General features: G+C 72.6%; 19 protein-coding genes and 1 pseudogene. 9 read left to right on the forward strand and 11 right to left on the reverse strand.

Annotation, left to right across the window (positions count from 1 at the left end):
• Nucleotides 1-164: 164 nt before the first annotated feature.
• Complete coding sequence (locus tag ACZ60B_RS17890; RefSeq protein WP_469387965.1) at nucleotides 165-1,412, forward strand: acyltransferase family protein; 1,248 nt, start codon at nucleotides 165-167, stop codon at nucleotides 1,410-1,412.
• Between the two features lie 96 nt (nucleotides 1,413-1,508).
• Here the strand turns inward: ACZ60B_RS17890 and ACZ60B_RS17895 are convergent, their stop codons facing one another.
• The 3 genes from ACZ60B_RS17895 to ACZ60B_RS17905 form a co-directional block, all read right to left on the reverse strand.
• Nucleotides 1,509-2,132 (reverse strand): hypothetical protein, encoded by a 624-nt coding sequence (locus ACZ60B_RS17895; RefSeq protein WP_469387967.1) that lies wholly within the window; start codon nucleotides 2,130-2,132, stop codon nucleotides 1,509-1,511.
• Nucleotides 2,129-3,841 (reverse strand): PHP domain-containing protein, encoded by a 1,713-nt coding sequence (locus ACZ60B_RS17900; protein ID WP_469387968.1) that lies wholly within the window; start codon nucleotides 3,839-3,841, stop codon nucleotides 2,129-2,131. Before ACZ60B_RS17900 ends, ACZ60B_RS17895 begins: the two co-directional genes overlap by 4 nt.
• A gap of 190 nt (nucleotides 3,842-4,031) precedes the next feature.
• Nucleotides 4,032-4,730, reverse strand: a complete 699-nt coding sequence (locus ACZ60B_RS17905) for a beta-glucanase (RefSeq protein WP_469387969.1) — start codon at nucleotides 4,728-4,730, stop codon at nucleotides 4,032-4,034.
• Nucleotides 4,731-4,928: 198 nt separating this feature from the next.
• On the opposite strand from ACZ60B_RS17905, the gene ACZ60B_RS17910 reads away from it, so the two are divergent.
• The gene (locus tag ACZ60B_RS17910) at nucleotides 4,929-6,080 is read left to right on the forward strand and encodes a hypothetical protein (RefSeq protein WP_469387971.1); all 1,152 of its coding nucleotides are present in this window, start codon (nucleotides 4,929-4,931) and stop codon (nucleotides 6,078-6,080) included.
• A gap of 289 nt (nucleotides 6,081-6,369) precedes the next feature.
• Here ACZ60B_RS17910 and ACZ60B_RS17915 read toward each other — a convergent pair whose 3' ends face one another.
• From ACZ60B_RS17915 to ACZ60B_RS17925, 3 genes and pseudogenes are all read right to left on the reverse strand, one after another.
• The gene (locus tag ACZ60B_RS17915; RefSeq protein ID WP_469387973.1) at nucleotides 6,370-7,113 is read right to left on the reverse strand and encodes an esterase/lipase family protein; all 744 of its coding nucleotides are present in this window, start codon (nucleotides 7,111-7,113) and stop codon (nucleotides 6,370-6,372) included.
• Nucleotides 7,114-7,684: 571 nt separating this feature from the next.
• Nucleotides 7,685-8,071 (reverse strand): annotated as a pseudogene (locus ACZ60B_RS17920) (IS200/IS605 family accessory protein TnpB-related protein); the annotation flags it as partial.
• Nucleotides 8,072-8,591: 520 nt separating this feature from the next.
• Complete coding sequence (locus ACZ60B_RS17925) at nucleotides 8,592-9,050, reverse strand: DUF5707 domain-containing protein (protein ID WP_469387975.1); 459 nt, start codon at nucleotides 9,048-9,050, stop codon at nucleotides 8,592-8,594.
• A 220-nt stretch (nucleotides 9,051-9,270) separates the two neighbouring features.
• On the opposite strand from ACZ60B_RS17925, the gene ACZ60B_RS17930 reads away from it, so the two are divergent.
• Complete coding sequence (locus tag ACZ60B_RS17930; protein ID WP_469387976.1) at nucleotides 9,271-9,495, forward strand: hypothetical protein; 225 nt, start codon at nucleotides 9,271-9,273, stop codon at nucleotides 9,493-9,495.
• A 258-nt stretch (nucleotides 9,496-9,753) separates the two neighbouring features.
• Nucleotides 9,754-10,029, forward strand: coding sequence for a hypothetical protein (locus tag ACZ60B_RS17935; protein WP_469387978.1), 276 nt, complete (start codon nucleotides 9,754-9,756; stop codon nucleotides 10,027-10,029).
• A 37-nt stretch (nucleotides 10,030-10,066) separates the two neighbouring features.
• Here the strand turns inward: ACZ60B_RS17935 and secD are convergent, their stop codons facing one another.
• From secD to ACZ60B_RS17955, 4 genes are all read right to left on the reverse strand, one after another.
• A complete protein-coding gene (gene secD / locus ACZ60B_RS17940; RefSeq protein WP_469387979.1) occupies nucleotides 10,067-12,304 on the reverse strand; it encodes a protein translocase subunit SecD in 2,238 nt (745 codons plus the stop codon).
• A gap of 75 nt (nucleotides 12,305-12,379) precedes the next feature.
• Nucleotides 12,380-12,877, reverse strand: a complete 498-nt coding sequence (locus ACZ60B_RS17945; RefSeq protein WP_469387980.1) for a hypothetical protein — start codon at nucleotides 12,875-12,877, stop codon at nucleotides 12,380-12,382.
• A gap of 115 nt (nucleotides 12,878-12,992) precedes the next feature.
• Complete coding sequence (locus ACZ60B_RS17950) at nucleotides 12,993-13,652, reverse strand: response regulator (RefSeq protein ID WP_450662864.1); 660 nt, start codon at nucleotides 13,650-13,652, stop codon at nucleotides 12,993-12,995.
• A gap of 2 nt (nucleotides 13,653-13,654) precedes the next feature.
• Nucleotides 13,655-14,608, reverse strand: a complete 954-nt coding sequence (locus ACZ60B_RS17955) for a HAMP domain-containing sensor histidine kinase (protein WP_469387982.1) — start codon at nucleotides 14,606-14,608, stop codon at nucleotides 13,655-13,657.
• A 510-nt stretch (nucleotides 14,609-15,118) separates the two neighbouring features.
• On the opposite strand from ACZ60B_RS17955, the gene ACZ60B_RS17960 reads away from it, so the two are divergent.
• Genes ACZ60B_RS17960 through ACZ60B_RS17975 form a run of 4 tightly spaced genes read left to right on the forward strand, consistent with a single transcriptional unit; the run spans nucleotide 15,119 to nucleotide 17,307 of the window.
• The gene (locus ACZ60B_RS17960) at nucleotides 15,119-15,403 is read left to right on the forward strand and encodes a TraR/DksA family transcriptional regulator (RefSeq protein WP_469388139.1); all 285 of its coding nucleotides are present in this window, start codon (nucleotides 15,119-15,121) and stop codon (nucleotides 15,401-15,403) included.
• A 45-nt stretch (nucleotides 15,404-15,448) separates the two neighbouring features.
• Nucleotides 15,449-15,820, forward strand: a complete 372-nt coding sequence (locus tag ACZ60B_RS17965) for a TraR/DksA family transcriptional regulator (RefSeq protein ID WP_469387984.1) — start codon at nucleotides 15,449-15,451, stop codon at nucleotides 15,818-15,820.
• Nucleotides 15,817-16,638: a rod shape-determining protein gene (locus ACZ60B_RS17970; protein ID WP_469387985.1), complete on the forward strand. Its 822-nt coding sequence runs from the start codon at nucleotides 15,817-15,819 to the stop codon at nucleotides 16,636-16,638. Before ACZ60B_RS17965 ends, ACZ60B_RS17970 begins: the two co-directional genes overlap by 4 nt.
• A 42-nt stretch (nucleotides 16,639-16,680) precedes the next feature.
• On the forward strand, nucleotides 16,681-17,307 hold the full coding sequence (locus ACZ60B_RS17975; RefSeq protein ID WP_469388141.1) for an Rv1733c family protein: 627 nt from the start codon (nucleotides 16,681-16,683) through the stop codon (nucleotides 17,305-17,307).
• Nucleotides 17,308-17,358: 51 nt separating this feature from the next.
• On the opposite strand, the gene ACZ60B_RS17980 is transcribed toward ACZ60B_RS17975, so the two are convergent.
• Nucleotides 17,359-18,015: a hypothetical protein gene (locus ACZ60B_RS17980; protein ID WP_469387987.1), complete on the reverse strand. Its 657-nt coding sequence runs from the start codon at nucleotides 18,013-18,015 to the stop codon at nucleotides 17,359-17,361.
• 358 nt (nucleotides 18,016-18,373) lie between these two features.
• Between ACZ60B_RS17980 and ACZ60B_RS17985 the strand changes: the two genes are divergently transcribed.
• The gene (locus tag ACZ60B_RS17985) at nucleotides 18,374-19,114 is read left to right on the forward strand and encodes a DUF1684 domain-containing protein (RefSeq protein ID WP_469387989.1); all 741 of its coding nucleotides are present in this window, start codon (nucleotides 18,374-18,376) and stop codon (nucleotides 19,112-19,114) included.
• Nucleotides 19,115-19,123: the final 9 nt, after the last annotated feature.

The following is a 19,123-nucleotide window of genomic DNA, read 5'->3' on the forward strand; positions in this document are numbered from 1 at the left end:
ATCTCACCCGGAACGATCTGGTCCGGATCTGGCCGGATCGAAAAGTGATTGGGCGTACAACCATCCGGGAGTGACGGGTGTCTCAGGGTGTGAGTTTTGAGCCCATGCCGTTCGGATGGGATGTCGTGCGCCATTTCTGAGTCATATACCTGATGAGGATTCGCATGTCTGAACGTGTTGTGACGGGTGTGGGGGCGACGCCCGTCGCCGCCCGCAGATCGTCGTCGGCAGAGAGACGGTTCGTCGTCGGGCTGCGCAGGCCGCTCTCCTCGCTCGCCCCCGCCGGACAGCGGTCGGGTACCGCCGGGGCGGAAGCGAAGCGCGCCACCGTGGGCGGTCGGGGGAGCGGACGGCTGTACGCCATCGACGGGCTGCGCCTGCTGGCCGCCCTGATGGTGGCGGTGCATCACTACGCGGGCACCTGGCGGGTCGACCAGCCGGCCAACCTGATCTGGGACAGGCCGGTGTCCGACATCATGCCCACGGTGTTCCGTTTCGGCGCCTACGGCTGGATCGGCGTCGAGATCTTCTTCGTGATCAGCGGCTTCGTGATCTGCATGTCGTGCTGGGGCCGCACCCCGCGGCAGTTCTTCGTCTCACGGGTCATCCGGCTGTATCCCGCCTACTGGGTCGCCATCGGGGTCACCACGGCCGTCCTGGTGGCCCTGCCAGGAGTGTGGGAACAGCAGCGGACGCGGGAGATCCTGCTCAACTTGACCATGTTGCAGTCCGGTTCGGGCGTGTCGAACATCGACGGCGTGTACTGGACCCTCTGGTCCGAACTGCGTTTCTATCTGCTGTTCCTGGCGGTCGTCGCCACCGGCCTGACCTACCGCAAGGTCGTGGTGTTCTGCTGTGTGTGGGGAGCCGCCGCGATGATCGCCCCGGCCTCCGGTTTCCGTCTGCTGGTGCTGGTGGCCAACCCGCAGGGCGCCTGGTACTTCATCGCCGGGCTGGCGCTCTATCTCATGCACCGCTTCGGCCAGGACCTGCTCCTGTGGGGCATCCTCGGCATGGCGTGGCTGATGGGCCAACTGGAGCTGGGCAACCGGATCGACCAGGTCGAGCACGTCTCCGGCTGGCGGGGCAGCGTACTGATCTTCAGCGTGTTCCTGCTGGTCATGGTGGCGATCGCGCTCGGTGCGACCGATCGCGTGCACGGCAAGTGGCTAATCACCGCGGGCGCTCTGACCTACCCCTTCTACCTGATGCACTACGCGGCCGGTACGACGCTGATCAACCGGCTGCGGGACACCATGGACGCCCGGCTGCTGGTCGTGACCGTCGTCGCCGGATTCCTGGTGCTGAGCTGGCTGGTGCACCGTCTGGTCGAGCGACCGCTCGCGCGACTGATGAAGAGGGGACTGGACACGTCGTTCGCCCGACTGCGCAACGCCGGGAACACGGCCTGACCCGAGCGCGCCCGGCGCCCCGCCCCGAGGCGCGGCCTCGGTTCGGACCGGCGGGCCCGCCGGGTGCCGTGCGGGGCACCCGGCGGGGAGCCTCCCTCACGCGTGATCGGCGCAGCAGGGGGTGGGGTTGGGCACCTCGAACGGGGCGAGCGCGCCGCCGACCGCCGGGACCAGGGCCAGGGTGAGCCGGCCGTCGCGCCACTCGGGGCGCACATGGTCACGGGTGCGCACCGCGGTGACCGGGTCGGGTCCGCCGCCGTCCACCGACGGCGCGCCGACCACGACGACCTGGTCGACGGCGCTCAGGCCGAGCAGATCACCCACCGTGACGGTGCCGGTGAGAGCGTCCACGCCCGGGTACGACACGGCCCGCCCGGCCCGGCGCCCGGCGTGTTCCCCGGCGGCCAGCCGCGCCGCGAGGGCGGCCCGCGGTGCGCCGTGCGTGCGCTCCCCGAAGGCGGCGCCCGTGTCCGGACCCGCCCAGTCGACGACCCGCGCCCACGCGGCCCGCGCCGCCCCGGCGTCGGGCAGGGCCAGCGACACGGCCGTGCTGCGGCGCTCGTCGGTGCGGATCAGATGGGTGCAGGCGATCGTGCCCGGCGGGAGGCCGAACTCGTCCACCAGGTGGTGGATCAGGTGGTCGGCCTCCCGCAGGTTCGCCGAGCCGGCGTCCACCCCGATGACGGTGTGGACGCCGACGGCGTCGTGCGGGGGTGTCATGAGGGCAGGACCCACATGGGGTTGGAGTAGAACCACAGGTCCTTCCACGGGTCGGCGTCCCCGATGACGTCCATCGCCGGACCGGCCGGGTCGACGGCCGCGCCGCGCAGGCCGACCGCCGAGCGGTTGCCGTCGGTGCCGCGCAGTCGCACGTACACCGGCTTGTCCACCCGGCCGAGGGAGTAGGTGAGACGCACCGCGCCGGTGGACTTGTTCACCTCGAAGGACTTCACGACCTTGGTGGCCGGGGTGACGAACGTGTCCTTGTCGGCGACCGGACCGGTCACGTCGCCCTGGACGACGTCGACCCGGGCCAGCTTCGGCACGAACTGCGCCCAGTTGGGGCCGTTGGCGAGACTGATCTCGACGACCAGGTCGACCTGGCTGCCGCGGCGCACGGTGAGCGCACCGCCCAGGGTGACCGCGCGGTTCCCGGAACGGAGCCGGGCGTTGAGGCCGCTGATGAGCCCGCCGTGGTCCACCCAGACCCGGCCGGCCCGGATGCCGTCCATGACCGCCTTGTACGAGAAGGAGGCGGCGCCGACGTGCGTGCGGGAGTACTGGCCCGGCCAGAAGTCGGTGTCGGTGACGTTGAGGGTGCCGCCGTAGACCGGGTCCTCGTAACGGCCGTTGGCGTTGAAGTCGCTGTTGGGGCCGCGAACCGCGGTGTCGGCGTACACGTTGTGGGAGTCGGAGTTCGCCGTGACCCACCACGGCTTGCCCTCGGCCAGCAGGCTGTCCCACAGACCGCCGACGGTGGCGGTCATCCAGTCGAAGCCGCCCCAGGTGCGGTAGCTCTCCAGCGGGTACGCGCCGAAGGAGTCGGCGCTCGGGCTGTTGTCGTAGATGCCACGACCGGAGCCCGCGCCCAGCGGGGCGGGTATGCCTGCCGCCTGGTGGCCGGGGGCGCCCTCCATGCCGACGGCGATCGTCGGCTGCGCGTCGCGCCAGCCGCGGATCTCGTGCGGGGAGTCGATGCCCTTGCGCGCCGGGTGGTTGGCGAGGAACAGCACGTCCTTCACCTTGCGGCGCTGCACCTGCTCGGCGAGGAAGTTGATGCCCGCGATGGCGAGCGCCTCATTGGCCGGGCTGCTGGCGGAGGCACCCTTGACGCTGCCGTCGAAGGAGTTCTCGAACTCCTTCAGCACCGCGACCTCGTTCTTGCCCGGGTGCACGAAGACGGTGCCGTGCTCGGCGGCCGGGATGTTCCACTCCAGCCCCTGGAAGACGAGCGTGTCGTCGATCTGGTCACGGGCCGCGACGATGTCCGGGTTGACCTTCTCCACACCGATCTTGGCGTGCGCGACGCTGCCGTGGTCGGTGATGACCATCCAGTCCAGGCCGTGCGCGTTCGCCTGGCGGACGTGGTCGACGACCCGGTACTTGGCGTCGGAGCTGTACTGGGTGTGGATGTGGTGGTCACCGGCGAGCCACAGGTAGCCGCCGGAGTGCGAGTCGTGGTGCGCCGCGAACGACTCGGACGTCGCCGCGGCGGCCTGGCCCGCCCCGCCCAGCACGCTGCCCGCCGCCAGACCGGCACCGAGCAGACCCGTGCGGCGCAGCATGGAGCGCCGGGAGAGCTGGCCGGGGGTCAGTTCCTCGTCCGGGACCGACAGGTCGAGGGCCGGCGGCAGCGACGTGGCCTCGCCGCTGTCGTGGTGATGGTGGTGGTGACCGTGACCGTGGTCATGGCTGTGGCCGTGACTCATGCTCAACTCCCGCTGGGAACCATGGCGTACACGCTGGGGACGTGCAGAGTCTGAGAAGCCTTCGTGAACGCAGGGATGCGGGGTGATGGTGACATCAAGAACGAAGCATGTGCAGCGAGAGCATTTCGGCCACCGGCGCGTGAGCGGCTCGGCGCCCGGTGCTCCCGGTGCGCCCGGGGGAGTGCGGGTCTCAACGGGCCGGTCCGGGCTCCTCGTCCGCCGGTTCCTGGAGGGCTCCCGGGCCGCGATGGACCACCAGGCTCCTGACCTCGTACGACATCTCGGTGACCTCGGGGTCCGGGGCGGGGTGGTAACGCCCGGCGCAGACAGAGAGGTTGACGATGAGGTGGGCGCGCCAGCCGGAGCCGACGCCGCGTCCGTCGGCGAAGACCTGCCTGCCGTTCAGCGTCCAGCTCACGCTGCGCGCGCCGAACGTCACGCCGAGGTCGACGACACCGCCGGGGCGGACGGCCGCGTCCCGTACGTACCTGTAGCTGTGGCGTACGTGGTTGCTGAGCTCCAGCAGGTCGGGGTTGTCCGGGTGGTACTCGAACACGTCCACCTCGTTCCCCCCGTCCCGCCAGGTCCAGATCGCCGGCCACGCCCCCGACTCGGTGGGCAGCCGCACCGTGGTGTCCAGGTGGTCTCCGCTGCGGACCATGAAACCCTGGGCGCTCTCCTCCGTGGTGAGCAGCCCCGTGTCCCACAGTCCGTCGGCACGGCGGGCGGCGCGGAACGTGCCCGTGCGGGAGTGGGCGGGGTCGGCGGTGAGGTGATCCAGTTTGTTGTCGCCGGTGTTGGTGGGGCCGCCGTCGGGATAGGCCCAGGAACGCCCCGCGACCCACTGGCGCGCGGAGCCGAAATCGGCGGTGAAGACGACTGAGCGCACGCAGGGGCTCCTTGTGGCGCCGGGAACCGCATCGGATGCCGGATTCATCCCCCGGGGGGCGACAGCCATGCGGTCATGGGGAGTGGACGCCGCCGGATTCACCCGGGCGGGTGACGCCTTTCCGTGCCGCGGAGTTCACCGGTCCGACGCCGAGAAGGAGCACGCTCCACGCACCGAACGCCGGTGGGAGGGGTGGGGATGGAATTCACGAAGCGGTGGCGGGTGCGGCGCAGAGGCGTGCGGATGGTCGGCTGGGCGCTGGCACTGGAGGCGGTCTGCGGCGCCTGGCTGGTCGCGAGCGGCGGCGCCGGGTGGCGGGCGCTGGTGTGGTTCATGGGGGTCTTCGCGTTCATCGGGCTCGTGGGACTGCTGACCCTCGGGGAACTGCGCAAGCCGTTCCGTCTTGAGGTGGACGCCTGGGGGGTGCGGCTGCACGACGGTGAACTGAGCTGGGCGCAGGTCGAGTCGATCGGCCTGGTGTACCCGCCGGCGGGAAGCCCGGACGGCGGACCGGGCGAGGCCTCGATCCCGGCGCCGCACCTGGTGTTGTGGCCGGTGTCCGGGGCGGACCTGCCGCGCAAGCCGGACCGCACCCCCGACGGCCGACTGCGGTACACCCTGCTGGACACCGACGACCTGGACCAGCCGCTGCACCAACTGACCGACTGTCTACGGCAGTTCGGCGGCGACCGGATCAAGCGGCTGCCCACCGGACTGGTCCTCGACGGACCGCCCGTTCCGACAGCGTCGCAAGGGCCCGTGGCCCCGGGCGTACCCGGCTCACCGGCCGCCTCCGTACGGTCCACCGCGCCCGGCCCGTCCGCCCGGCCCCGCGACTTCACCGCGCGGGCCGGGAACACCGCCCGGCTGACGGCCTGCCTGGCCGCCGCGGTGGCGCTCAGCCTGCTGGCGGTGGACTCCTTCGACGGGGGCGGCCTGCTGGTGCCGGAGCCGTTCGTGGCGATCGGGCCCATCGGTGCCATGGCCGCCTGGTGGTACACCGGCCGGGCCTTCAGGCGCTGGGTCCGTCCGCGACGGCTGCGGGTGGGCCCGGAGGGCCTGACCGCCCGGGAGGCCGGTGGCACCGACACGGTGTTCGACTGGCCGAGCGTCGCCGCGGTGACCGTGGGCCCGTGCTCGGGACAGCGGGCGCCCTGGCTGCTGGTGTGGGCCGAACCGGGCCGCCGGTTCGCCCGTGACCGCTCGGAGCTGGTCGAGGGGCAGGAGGTGTACGCGGTCATCCGCGTGGACCGGCTGCCGGGCGGCGCGGAGGCCGTCGTACCGGCCGTGCGCGAATGGTCCGGAGGCCGCTTCGGCTCCTGGCCCACGGACCGAGGAACGACGGGCTGAGCCCGACGGGCTGACGTCCGACGGTCCGAGTACTGACGGCCCGAAATCCGACGGTCCGAAATCCGACGGTCCGAAGACCGACGGTCCGAAGACCGACGGTCCGAAGAGGGGCCGGCCGTGCCGGGGCAGCAGCGGGCGAGCACCTCCAGCGCCTCCGCCTGTCGGTCACGGCCGCCGACACCGGCCCGTCCCCCGACCCGGCAGCGGCGGTGCCGGGGAAGGGGACGGGCGAGGGGCGGGGCGGGGACCGGTCGGGCGGCCGGTCCCGGGCGCTTCGCGGCGAGGCGGGTCAGGAGGCGACGAAGCGGGCGATCTGGCCGAGCACGGTCGTGTCGGTGAGATAGCCGATGTGGGTCTGGCAGGCCACGTTGTTGTTCGTCGCGCCGTCCAGCTTCGTGCTGGTGTACGGGATGATGACGCCGTCGCACGCCGAGTACCAGGTGGCGTACTTGGTGTCGCCCGGCGTCTCGTCGCCCGCGGTGATCTGGGCGATGAACGAGGAGCCCGGGTACATCTGCTGGCAGGTCGTGTAGATCAGACAGGCGCTCGCGTACGTGGTCCCGTGGTTGGCGCCGGCGATCGAGGCGAGGTGGCTGACGCTGGTGTTGCCGCCCAGCACCTTCAGGTAGTACTGGCTGACCAGGCCGCCCATCGAGTGGTTGACGATGGCGACCTTGCTCGCGCCGGTGCGCGCCTTCACGTTGTTGACGAAGGTGGCCAGGCCCTGCGCGTTGGTGACGTTGTTGCCGTAGGAGTTGTACTCGTAGGCGAACAGGTTGGAGCTGGACCAGCCGTTGGCCTGGAAGACGGCCATGGCGGTGACCCAGTTGGAGGCACTGCCGGTGTACCCGTGGACGAACACGACCGGGGTGCTGGTCGACAGCGGCTGCACGGCCGCGTCGGCCGCCCGCGCGGCGGAGACGGTCGTGGAAGCGGCCGGCGCCGCGCCTGCCGTCGACGCCGAGGAGAACAGGGTGAACGCGACCGCGGAGGCCGCGAGAACGCCGAGAAGCCGGCGCGGGGAACGACGCATGGAACCCTCCAGACGAGGATGCGGGTACTTGACCCGACCAGAGTCGTGGGGCGGGACGCGGGCGCCATCGGCTAAATCACCAGTGTGCGCGGGGGCCCCGGACGCTTCAGGGCGCGCGGCCCGCCCGCGGATCCGCCGGTCTCACCTGAGGCCGCTGAGCATGACGCCGCGGATGTAGTACTTCTGCGGCAACAGGAAGAGGACCAGCACCGGCAGGACGCTCAGGACCAGACCGGCCATCACGATCGGCATCGTGCGGGACGGGTACGGGCGCGACGCCGACCTCGCCGTAGTCCCGGCCCATCGCGGCCCGCAGACTCGCCGTCCACCGGCCGGCGCTGATCATCACGGCCACCTGCCCCAACCCGAACGCCCGGTAGACGTTGGTGCCGGGGCTGCTCGCGTCGCGGGCGACGAGACGGTGCTCCAGCTCGAACAGGGCACGGCCGGCGGGCGAGTCGATGGCGGTGCCGTGACCGTCCGCCGGGACGAACGAGCCGCCGGCCGCGTTGAGCAGCGCGAGGGTCTGGCCGACGGTGGCGGAGTCGTCGTACGTCGACAGCCCGAACCGTTCCTGAGGACTGAGCGGGAGTGGGACCTGCTGCCAGGACTGCGGTTGCTCGGCCGAACGCCCCGGACGGTGTCGGGTGTTCCGGTCGCCTGCTTTCGCTCCGCGGCCGGGCGGCACGGATCTTGTCCGTGGTCCGGGGACGCGGGGGCGGGGTCCCTCACGCTCTCGGGTGCCGGGTCCGGCCTGGGCGGTCCGATGCCCCGCGCGATCGCTCCGGTCGTGCGGGGGCGGTGCCGTCCGACGCCGGACGGAGTGTCCGAGGGCGCGTCGCCCGATCGCGATGCTCGCGGCATCGTGCCGGGAAACCTTACGGGTACTGCCGGTCAGGGGTTTTTGCCAGTGCTGGGCGCCCCATCGGGAGGTGCAGGCCGGATCGACCGCGAGCAGGCACTCCCGGATCGCGCGCGCCCAGTCCGGGTCGAAGCGGCTCCCGGCGAGGGCGACCAGGTCCACCAGGTCGTCGTCGGACGGGGTGGCGAACCGGTAGCCCTGCGCGGTGGGTTCGTCCCGGCGCCGGGCGACCTCCGTGGGGGAGGCGATGGCCGACCAGAGCGCGGTCCAGCGCCGCCGCCTCGTACCAGGTGCGAAAGCCCAGGGAGGACAGGAGCCCGGCCGCTTCGCGGAAGCGGTCCTGGGTCACCGGTCGGCCGGCAGGCTCCGGCGCCCCCTCCACCACCCGCGGACCGTCGCCGACACGGAAGCCACGGATCCCGGCCCGGGACCGCGTGGTGAGATCGGTCGTCAACGGGTCGTCCGTGCTCATTGCTCTGCCCCGTCCGCCGGTGACATCTCGCAGCGGTAGCTGGAAAATGCGCGTCTATGGCCCCGGAATTATGCAATTGCCCACCCATGGGGCAGGCCGGACGTGGCAGCGGCCGCGGGATCTTTGCTCCCGACCGCGGCCGGTTCACCCGACGGTGAAGTCGGCCGCCTTGTCGTCCAGGGTGGTCGTGCCGTCCTCGGCGGTGGCCAGGACGGCGACGTGCCAGACACCGCGCGGCGACGACTGCGCGTCCGACCGGGTGACCACGGCCGTGTAGGTGCAGCGCACGGTGTCCTCTCCGGAGGGCTTGCAGATCGCCGACTCCACGGCGGCCATGTCCTTCGCCGTCGGCCGCTTCTCGGCGAGGGATGAGTGCTCCGGCCAGGCCAGCACCTTCACGTTCTTGACCCCGGAGGACGCCGAGACGTCCGTGACGAAGGTCAGCGCGCCGTCGCGGTCGCCGACGGGAGCGGTGTAACGGGCGCTGCTGTCGGTGACCGCCGGAGGCTGATCCCCGGCGTAGGCGAGAGCCAACGCACCGGCGCCCACGCCGCCGAGGACGACAACACCGGTGGCCACGGACAGAGCCAGACGTCGGGACATGAGATTCTCCGTAACTGTGTCAGCTGTATCGCGCTGCCGTTTCCTCGACCGCGCCTCTGCACCGATCCTCGCCGTGGGCGGTCCTGTCGGACATGAGCCCACATACTCAACCCCGCCTGAGTAACGGTGACTGCGCGACCACGGGGCGGTCCGAAGCGCGCGGACGCGCGGCGCGCCACCCTCATGGCCGCCGCGGACAACCGGTCCATACACTCGCCCGATGAACGACATACAGTGCACCCGCTGCGGCACGGTAGGGCTGGAACCGGGCTTCATCGAGGACGCGGGGCAGGGCGCCCGCGGCAACGCGCGGTGGATCGAAGGCGCCCTTCAGCGAGGGCCGCTGGGCGGTGTCAAGAGGCTGGGCCGGCCGCGCTGGACGATCGAGGCCTACCGCTGCCCCGCCTGCGCGCACCTGGAACTGTTCGCCACGCAGCGCGAGTGAGACGTCCGCCGGTGCCGGTGCCGGTGCCGGTGCCGGTGTCGGTGCCCGGGCGCCCGGGGACGACAGGGCCGGGTCAAGGTGCGCATGGGGTCGGGCTGTTCTAGCGTCGGAGGTGGGGAGGGGCGGTTCCGTCCGGCCGACGGGCGGGCGTGGGGCCGCCCGGGTGCGGGCCCGGGGTGAGGAGTCGTACACCCGCCGTGTCCGCCGCCCGGTGCCGGATCCGCGCGTCCCAGCGATCCTGGAGAGCAGGTATCTGCCATGCCTACATCGGCCCGCGTCGCCGGTGTCCTCACCGGTCTGACCCTCGTGCTCGGCGGCGCCGTCTTCGTCGCACCCGCCGCCCGGGCGGACATCCCGGCCTGTACGAACATGGTCCGGCAGACCGGCGTCGAAGTCACGGACGCCGTGACCACGGCCTGCACCCGAGGTGTGCACGCCGACCTGCGGGGCTGTACCGACGCCCTGACCGCGCTCGGTGTGCCGGGCGGCGCCGCGACCGGCGCCTGCCGGCTGGCTGCCAACCCCCCGCTCTGACGGAAGGCCGGCAGCCGACGTGCCCTGAACAGGGGCCTCAGCCGCGGTCGTGCAGCGCGACGGCCAGCGGTGCGGCGGTGAACATGGAGGAGTAGGTGCCGACCGCGAGGCCGATGAGCAGGGCGAGGGCGAAGTCGGTGAGGGTGTCACCGCCGAGGACGGCCAGCGCGGTCAGGACGAACGCGGCGCCCATGCCGGTGTTGACGGTGCGGGGCAGCGTTTGCAGGAGTGCCCGGTTGGCGATGTCGAGGAACGGCGTTCTGCGGTGGTGGCCGAGCTCCCTGACCCGGTCGAAGACGACGACCGAGTCGTTGACGGAGTAGCCGATGACGGTCAGCAGCGCGGCCAGGAAGACACCGTCGACGGGTTTGCCGAGCCAGGCGAAGACACCGGTGAGGATCACCACGTCGTGGGCCAGCGCCGCGACCGAGGCGGTGGCGAACAGCCAGCGGAACCGCGCCGCCAGATAGACGAGTTGGGCCCCGAGGGCGACCGCGAGGGCGACGAGCGCGCCATTGCGGAGCTCCTTGCCGAGACTGGGGCCGATGCTCTCGTCGCGCAGGACCTCGGCACCGCCGGCCAGGTCGCGGACGACCTCCGTGGCGCCCGCTGTCTGATTGTCCGTCAAGGGGCCTGTCCGTACGGTGAGTCGGTCGTCGCCCGAGGTCTGCACGACGGCGTCGGCAAGGCCCGCGTCGGCGAGTGAGGCGCGCGCCCGGTCGGGGTCGACGGCGGTGGCGGTGGTGTACTCGACGAGACGCCCACCGGTGAACTCGACGCCGAGGTCGAGGCCGCGCAGCGCGATCCCGGAGGCGGCCAGGACGAGCGCGGCGGCGGAGACGGCCAGCCATCTGCGCGGGTGACGCATCAACTGCGGGTTCCTGCGGGTGAGATGGTCGCGGACGGTACCGGTGTGCGCGACGCCGAACAGGCCGGGGCGGCGACGCGCCCAGGGGCGGGCGGCCGCGTACTCCGCGAGCACCCGGGTGACGACCAGCGCGCTGAGCATGGAGGCGAGCACGCCGATGCCCAGAGTGACGCCGAAGCCGCGGACGGGTCCGGAGGCGAGGAAGAACAGCAGGCCGGCGGCGATGAGAGTGGTGATGTTGGAGTCGGCGATCGCGCTGAGGGCGCCGCGGAATCCGGCGGTCAGCGACGAGCGGGGGGTGGCCCGTCGCCGGGCGGCGTACTCCTCGCGGGCGCGCTCGAAGACCAGCACGTTGGCGTCGACGGCCATGCCGATGGCCAGCACGAACCCGGCGAGTCCGGGCAGGGTGAGGGTGGCGCCGAGCGCGGCCAGGGCGGCGTAGGAGACGAGGCCGTAGCAGGCCAGGGACACGGTGGCCAGCAGGCCCAGGAACCGGTAGACGACGATGATGAACAGCGAGGTCAGCGCCGTGCCGATGACGGCGGCCCAGGCGCTGGCCGTGATGGCCGCGGCCCCGAGGGTGGGGCCGACCGTGCGCTGTTCGACGATCTCCACCGGCACGGGCAGGGCTCCGCCGTTGATGAGCAGCGCCAGTTCCCTGGCTTCCCCGTCGTCGAAGGAACCGGTGATCTGCGTGGAACCGCCGGTGATCCCGGAGCGGCAGGCGACGGACGGGTCGACCTGCGGCGAGGAGACGATCCTGTCGTCGAGGACGATGGCGACCCGGCGGGACGGGTGCCCCGCCGGATGGCAGGCGGCCGCACCGGTCAGGCGGGCCCAGCCGTCCTTCCCGGCGCCCTCGAAGTCGACGGTGACGTGCCATCCGGCGCCGCCCTGCTGGTCGAAGCGCGCGGCGGCCTTCCGGACGTCCTTGCCGGTCAGCGAGGCGGCGTCGAGGCGCAGACGTTGCCCGGACTCGTCGGGCAGCACCAGCCGGCGAGGCTGACCGGGCAGCGGTTCGGGGACGTCGTCGGTGCCGGAGGCGGTGCCGACGACAGGGTGGAAGGTGAGCTGGGCGGTACGGCCGAGGAGCTCGGCGGCCTTCGCCGGGTCCTGCACACCGGGCAGTTCGACGATGATCCGGTTGCTGCCGGAGCCGACGATGCCGGGTTCGGCGACACCGAGCGCGTCGATGCGCTCGCGCAGCACTTCGACGGTGCGCTCGACCGCGTCGCCGTCCGCGTCGACGGCGTCGCCGTCCGCGGTGGTCGGCCGGGTCTGGAGGACGATCTGCGTGCCGCCGCGCAGATCGAGGCCGAGATGGACGGGCACCGTGAGCGCGACGTACAGCGACACGGCGACGGCGGCGAGGGCGATCAGCCCTCTGAGATGCAGGGATCGGTTCACGACGGTCCTTCGGCGGGCATGCCGCGGCCAGGGCGTGGTCCACGGCGGGGAGGGACGGAGGCAGCGAGCGCGGGGTCAGGTGCCCGGCCGTCCAGGAGGTGCCCGCAGGCGGAGGTGGTGCGTCGGTCGGGTGGCGGTGGCCGCGGGCACCGCCGGGGTCGGCGCGTCGACCGCGGGCGGCAGCGTGCCGCTCGTACGGCTCGAGGTGCCGAGGGCGGGCGGCGGGCGGCGCTCGCCGGGGGCGGGGCACTGGACGCGTGCCGCACCGGTGCGGAGGGCCGGATGCCCGTCGTCCGCGTGGTCCCCGCGGTCGGCCCGGACGGTCGCGGCAGCCGGTCCGGTCGCGGACGGCGACGCCGACGCGGCTGTGGCCGGCGATGGGGTGGCGGACTGCGGCGCCGCTGTCGTCGCCGTGGTGGCCGTCGTGCCCGTCGCGCCGACGGGTGGGCCCGGGGACGCGACGCCGGGTGCCGCCGCGGTGAGCAGAGCGGCGAGCGCGGCGAGCAGGACGGCGACCATCGCCGAGGCGTTGAGCACCCGCGTACGTGCGGGGGCGTGCGAGGCGCGTGCCATACGTCGTCCTCGCTTCGGCTGCGGTGGGCGCTGGTCCTGAGGGGGCGGTGTGCCTCAAGGCTCCGGCGGGGGAGTGGACGGCCGGAGCCTTGAGGCGGTCGGAAGGGGCCGGCGGTCAGGGTTCGATCAGGCCGGCCCGGATGGCGTAGCGCGTGAGCCCCAGGCGGTCGCGCATCCCGAGCTTGTGCAGAAGGTTCTCCCGGTGCCGGTGGACGGTCTTGATGCTGATGAACAGCAGCTCCGCGATCTCCTTGGAGGAGTGGCCCTCGGCCACGAGCTTGAGCACCTCCTCCTCCCGGGGCGTCAGCACCTGGTCCGGGGGTTCCTCGCCGTCGTGCACACGGTCGAGGTAGTTGCGGACGAGGGCGGTGACCGCGCCGGGGTAGAGGAACGGCTCGTCGCGCATGGCGGCCCGGCAGGCGGCGACCAGGTCGCGGTCGGCCACGGACTTCAGCACGTACCCGCCGGCCCCGGCCTTGAGCGCCTGGAAGAAGTACTGCTCGTTGTCGTGCATCGTCAGCATCAGGACCCGCACGCCGGGCTTGACCGCGAGGAGTTCGCGGGCGGCCTGGAGGCCGGTCATCCGGGGCATCGCGATGTCCAGGACGGCCAGGTCGACCTGGTGGGTGCGGGCCAGGGCCACGGCCTCGGCGCCGTCCCCGGCCTCGGCGACGACCTCGAGGTCGGGTTCGCCGTCGAGGATGAGCCGCACCCCGCGTCGTACCAGCGCGTGGTCGTCGGCGAGCAGGATCCGGATCGTCGGTGTTTCGGTCATGGTCACGACTTTCTGGGGCCGGTGGGCACGGTCAGCCGGACCTGGGTACCGGCCGTCGGCCCGGAGACGATGTCGAGCGCCGCCCCGATCAGCAGGGCCCGCTCGCGCATCCCGCGGATCCCGGCGCCCTCGCGGACGACGGCGCTCCCACGGCCGTCGTCCGCGACGGTCAGGACCACCGCGCCGTCGGCGTGGCGCAGGGTCACCTCCACCCGGCCGGCCTCGGCGTGCCGGGCGGCGTTGGTCAGGGCCTCCTGGACGACGCGGTAGAGCACGAGCTCCGTCTGCTCGTCCAGCGCGGGCAGCCCGGGGTCGAAGCGGCGCACCACGCGCAGCCCGGCGTGCGTGGCGAACTCGGTGGTCAGCGAGGTGAGGGCGCTGACCAGGCCGAGATCCTCCAGCACGCCAGGCCGCAGCCGGCGCACCAGACGGCGGACCTCGTCCAGGCTCTCGCGGGTGATCTCCTGAGCCTGGTGCAGCTCACCGCGCAGCGGCTCGGCCGCCGTGTCCGCCGCCCGCTTCAGCGCCAGCAGGATCGCGGTCATGCTCTGGCCGACCTCGTCGTGGAGTTCCTGGGCGATACGGCGCCGCTCGGCCTCCTGCGCGAGCAGGACGCGGGCGCTGCTGGCGGCCCGCTCGTGTTCGAGGCGGTCGAGCATGGCGTTGAAGGTGCGGATCAGCTCCGCGACCTCGCTGTGCCCGTGCTCGGGCAGGCGCTGGCCGGGGCGCAGCAGGTCGACGGTGGTCATCAGCTTCGCGAGCCGGCCCAGGGGCGCCAGGCCGATCCCCAGCAGGGCGGCGTTGGCGACCAGCATGACGGCCAGGCCGGCCACGAGGATGACCGCCTCGGTCAGCACGACCGGCACGGACACCGTCACCGGGGCCCACAGCAGCAGTGCGGTGGCAGTGCCCAGCACCACGGCGTTGAGGGCGAAGATCCGCCAGAACAGCGACACCGGGATGACAACCCTTCCTCGTGCGATACGGCTCTGTCTCCACTGTCGGTCACCGCGCACCCCGTGCCCGGGCCGCGGCAGGTTCGGCGACCGTCCTGTGGCCAGCCTCCCTCCGCCCCGCCCGACCCGTCGATGGGCTCCAATGCCCATTTCCGCGGCCCGGTCCGCCCAGGTCGCGACGGGCCCGGCGCGGCGCCGCAGATGGGTATCGCGCCCGATGGGTTTCGTACGGCGCCTCGGCCAAGGTGGGGCCAGGACCACTCGGCGTGACCCCGCCGTTCCCGGTCCGGGTCGCACCTCTGCGGTCCAGGACTTCTCCGCTCCAAGGCTTCGCGCCCCACCTCAGCTCCGTACGCCCCCGTTCCGTCGAGGAAAGGACCCGCCATGTCGCTCGACACGCCCCGGACCGAACCCGGTCCCGAAGCCCGGACCGAACCCGGTCCCGAAGCCCGGACCGAACCCGGTCCCGAACCCCGGACCGGACCCCGGACCGAACCCCGTCACGAGCGTCTGACGGCGCACGAGGCCCGTCAGCGACTCGAACACGAACGCAACTCCCGGCTGACGCAGCTACAGGCCATCGCCGAGGCCGGTCCGAGCACGGGGGACCCGATGGCGACCGCGCAGCGGGACACCGTGCGGCGGGTCCTCAAGGAGATCGACGCGGCGTTCACCCGCGTCGAGGACGGCAGCTACGGGAACTGCGAGGGCTGCGCCAAGCCCATCCCCGTCGAGCGCCTGGAGATCCTGCCGCACACGCGGTACTGCGTCCCCTGCCAGCGCGACGCCGCCTGACCGGCGTCCGCCCAGCCTCCGTCCGCTGCCCCGTCCGAGGGGGAATTGGTGAACCACCAGAGCACGCGCCACCGCAACACGACCCTGTCGACCGAGGACCTCGCCGCCCTGCGGGAGAACCTGCAGGAGCAGCGCCTGTTCCGTCTGGAACAGCTCCAGCAGCTCTCGGCCGCCGCGCACCGCCCCCGGACGCTGCCCGACCGGCGCGCCGCCTCCCAGACGGAGGTCCGGGTCAAGCTCGCCGCCTCCGCCCGGATGGTCCTCGCCGACGTCGAGGCGGCCCTCGTACGCATGGAGCAGGGCCGGTACGGCACCTGCCACCTGTGCCGCAGGCCCATCGCCCGGGAGCGCCTGGTCATCGTGCCGCAGGCCCGCTACTGCGGGCGCTGCCAGCAGGTGCGGGAGGCGGGCCGGTGACCGCGACACCCCGCCCGCGCTCCCGCAGCCCGCGGCACCGCCCCTGGCCCCGCTGTCCGCAGTGCTGTGGCATCGCCCTGGACCTGGGCAGCGTACGCACCCGGGTCTGGGCGTCCGGCCGGGGCGTGATCCTGGACGTGCCCACGGTGACCTTTCCGGGGGACGGCGGCCTGCACCCCATCCAGCGCGCCACCATCGTCGACGTCCCGGGCACCGCCCTGATGCTCGACCGTCTCCTCGGTCACCGGCTGCCGCACGCCACCCGTCCCCTGTTCATCCTGACGACACCCGTGCTGAGCGGACTCGCCTTCCGGGAGGCGGCCCGCGCCGCGGTGGAGCGGTTGCGGCCGCACGGCGTGCTGACCGTCCCGGCGGCGCGAGCCGTGGCCACCGCCGTCGGCGCCGACCTGGGCAGGCCCCTGCTCGTGGTGGACCTCGGCGCCCACGTCACCGAGGTCGTCCTGCTCACCGACGGCTTCGTGACCGACGCCCGCCGCACCGCCCTGGGCATCGGCGACCTGGACAGTCGCACCCCGCCGGCCGGGATCGCCGACGCGGTCGTCGCGATGGTCACCGCCGTGCTGGAACAGGACCGCACCACCCAGACGCTCGACGCGCTGCGACGGGGAGTGCTGCTGGCCGGCGGGGGCGCGCTGCGGCCCGACATCACCTACCGCCTGAGCGGGCAACTGCACGCCCCCGTCACACCGGTGCCCGCCCCGCACACCGCGGCCGTCCGCGGGGCCGGCCGGCTGCTGGAAGCCGCCCACGCACACCCCTCGACCACCGGACTCACCGAGTCCGCGCACCCGCAGTAGCACTGCCAGGAGCGGGCGCGCCCATACGGAAGGAGACACATGGTGGCCCGTGAAACACCCCGGAACAGCCGCCGCCCCCCTGAACACCCGCCCGGTGTCCTGCTGTGGCGGTGTCGGCGCAACCCGCTGCGCCGCCGTACCGATCTCGTGCAGGCGTGGATCGCGCTCGGCCTGATCCTCGCCGTGGCGGCCGCGACCCCCGCCGCCACGTTCCTGGTCGGCGACGCGGCCTATCGCCACCACTGGCAGACCGCGCGGCACGAGGCCGCGGTCCGGCACCACACCCCCGCGGTGCTCCTGCACGACGCCCCGCGCCATCCCGAACCCGGGTCGCCCGAGGCGAAGGCGACCCGGTATCCGGTCACCGTCCGCTTCACCGATCCGCACGGACGCACGCGGACCGCCAGGGCCGACGTCGAACCCGCGCTGCGGTCCGGCAGCGCGGTCCGGGTCTGGGTCGGCGACGACGGGAAGATCACCGAGCCGCCGCTGAGCGGCGAGCAGGTCCGCAACCGCACGATGGGCGCCGCGATGGCCGCCGCCCTGACCGTTCCCGTCATCGGTGCCGCCGCGTACGGCTGCGCCGTCCGCAGGCTGGAGCGGCGCAACCTCGCACGGTGGGACACCGCGTGGGCCCGTACGGCGCCCCGGTGGACGACCTCCGGCTGACCCTTCCCGCGTACCGGAGCCGGGCGGGCGACGCCACTCTCGAAGCACGTCCTAGCCGCAGCGAGGACCTCGGGAGACCACTCCGTTCACGTTCACCCGTGCGGTGGCCGAAGCGGTGCCGCGGCGCAGACCGAGGGTCATGAAGCCCAGTCGGCGCTCCGTGAAATGGGCGGCGTACACGAGGCGCCCGCCCTCGTTCAGCGTTTCGACCTTGCGTACCTCGACGGGCTCGCCCGCACAGGTCGCGGAGGTGACCTCCTGGTGGTCCGCGGCGAACAGCACGGTCCATCCGGGGTCCGGGACGTAGCCCAGCTCGGTGATGTACGGACCCTTGTGGAGCGGTATGGGGTGCGGCAGACACGTCACCACGGTGAAGCCGCCGACGTCGGCTATGCAGAACCGCTCGTCCCGTGTCTGCCAGACGAAGCTGGAGAGCCCGCTCTCGGTGCGCACCTCCACGAAGCCCTGCTCGTCGGGGGCGTCCTTGCCCCGCTCGTCCGGCTGTGACCGCAGCCACCGTTCCGCGGTGGCACGGGTGACGGCGTCGATGTCGGCGCCGTCCTTGACCGACGGGGCCGAGGTCTGCGGCCGGGCCGACGTCGCCGACGGCCTCGGAGCGCCGCCGCCGGTGTCGTCACCGCCGGTGGAGCAGGCCGTCAGGACCGACATCACCAAGGCGGCCGGACCGCACGTGAAACGTCTGCGCATGTTCTCCCCCATCCCCTGGTCCGCTCCTGGAGGTGACGCCGTCGGCCCTCCTGAGGTTCCGGTCGCGCCCGACTCGATCGGGCAGTGACCGACCGCGACGGCCGCCCCCGTCCGAACCGGCGCGGGACCCGCGGCTGTTGAGAACGGACTCCGGCCCGCCCGGTTCCCGGGAGGGCTCCGGCCTCCGGAGAACAGTCACTGAGTGTGATGGCGGAGAGCTGGTCCGTGGGTGCCGATCGCGCAGTCGGTCGTCTCACCTGCCGAGAAGCGGGTTTGACATTAGGACAGCTTATGGCTGATAAAGAACATGCTTTGGCCATCAGATAACGTTTCGTGATGATCGTGCCCGTCTAGTCGAATGAGTCCCGCCGTGTCCCTGTCCTCCGTCGTCCCGACCCCCGTCGACCCCGGGGAGGAGTGGCACCTCTGGCGCGCCGAGCGTCTTCGGGCGCTTCCCGCGCCGACCGGGAACCTCGCCCTCGTGGAGACCCGCTGGCTCCCGGCCGGCGAGGAGCCCGACGTCGAGGCGGCCCGCGCCGGACGTCCGGACACTGTGACCGTCACCACGCTGCGGCGCACCGACCTCGTCACCGGCGAGCCCGAGCACGGTCTGCGCTTCTGGGACGCGGACGCGCCCGCCATCCGGAACTTCGAGGGCGTCGAGGCCTTCCCGTACGACCCGGCCTGGGTCCTGGAGGCCGCCTACACGCCCGTGCCCGGCGCCCGCCGCATCCCCTTCGAGCACCTCCGGGACAACGGCGGCACCCGGGACCTCGTGGTGCCGGGCGACATCACGCTCACCGTCGACGGCCGCGAGTACACCCTCAGCGCCTTCGACGACGACGGCACCCTGCTGCTCGTCTTCGGCGACCCCACCAACGGGGACACCACCTACGGCGCCGGCCGCTTCCTGTTCGTCCGGCGCACCGACGACGACAGCCGCGTCGTCCTGGACTTCAACCGGGCCTTCGTGCCGCCCTGCGGATTCTCCGACCAGTACAACTGTCCGATGCCGCCGCGGCAGAACCGCTTCCACCTGCCGGTCGAGGCCGGCGAGAAGCGGCCCGTCTTCCGCGACGGCTTCCTCGCACAGCACTGACCGTCCGCA

The organism is Streptomyces sp. NPDC104096 (genome assembly GCF_055584385.1).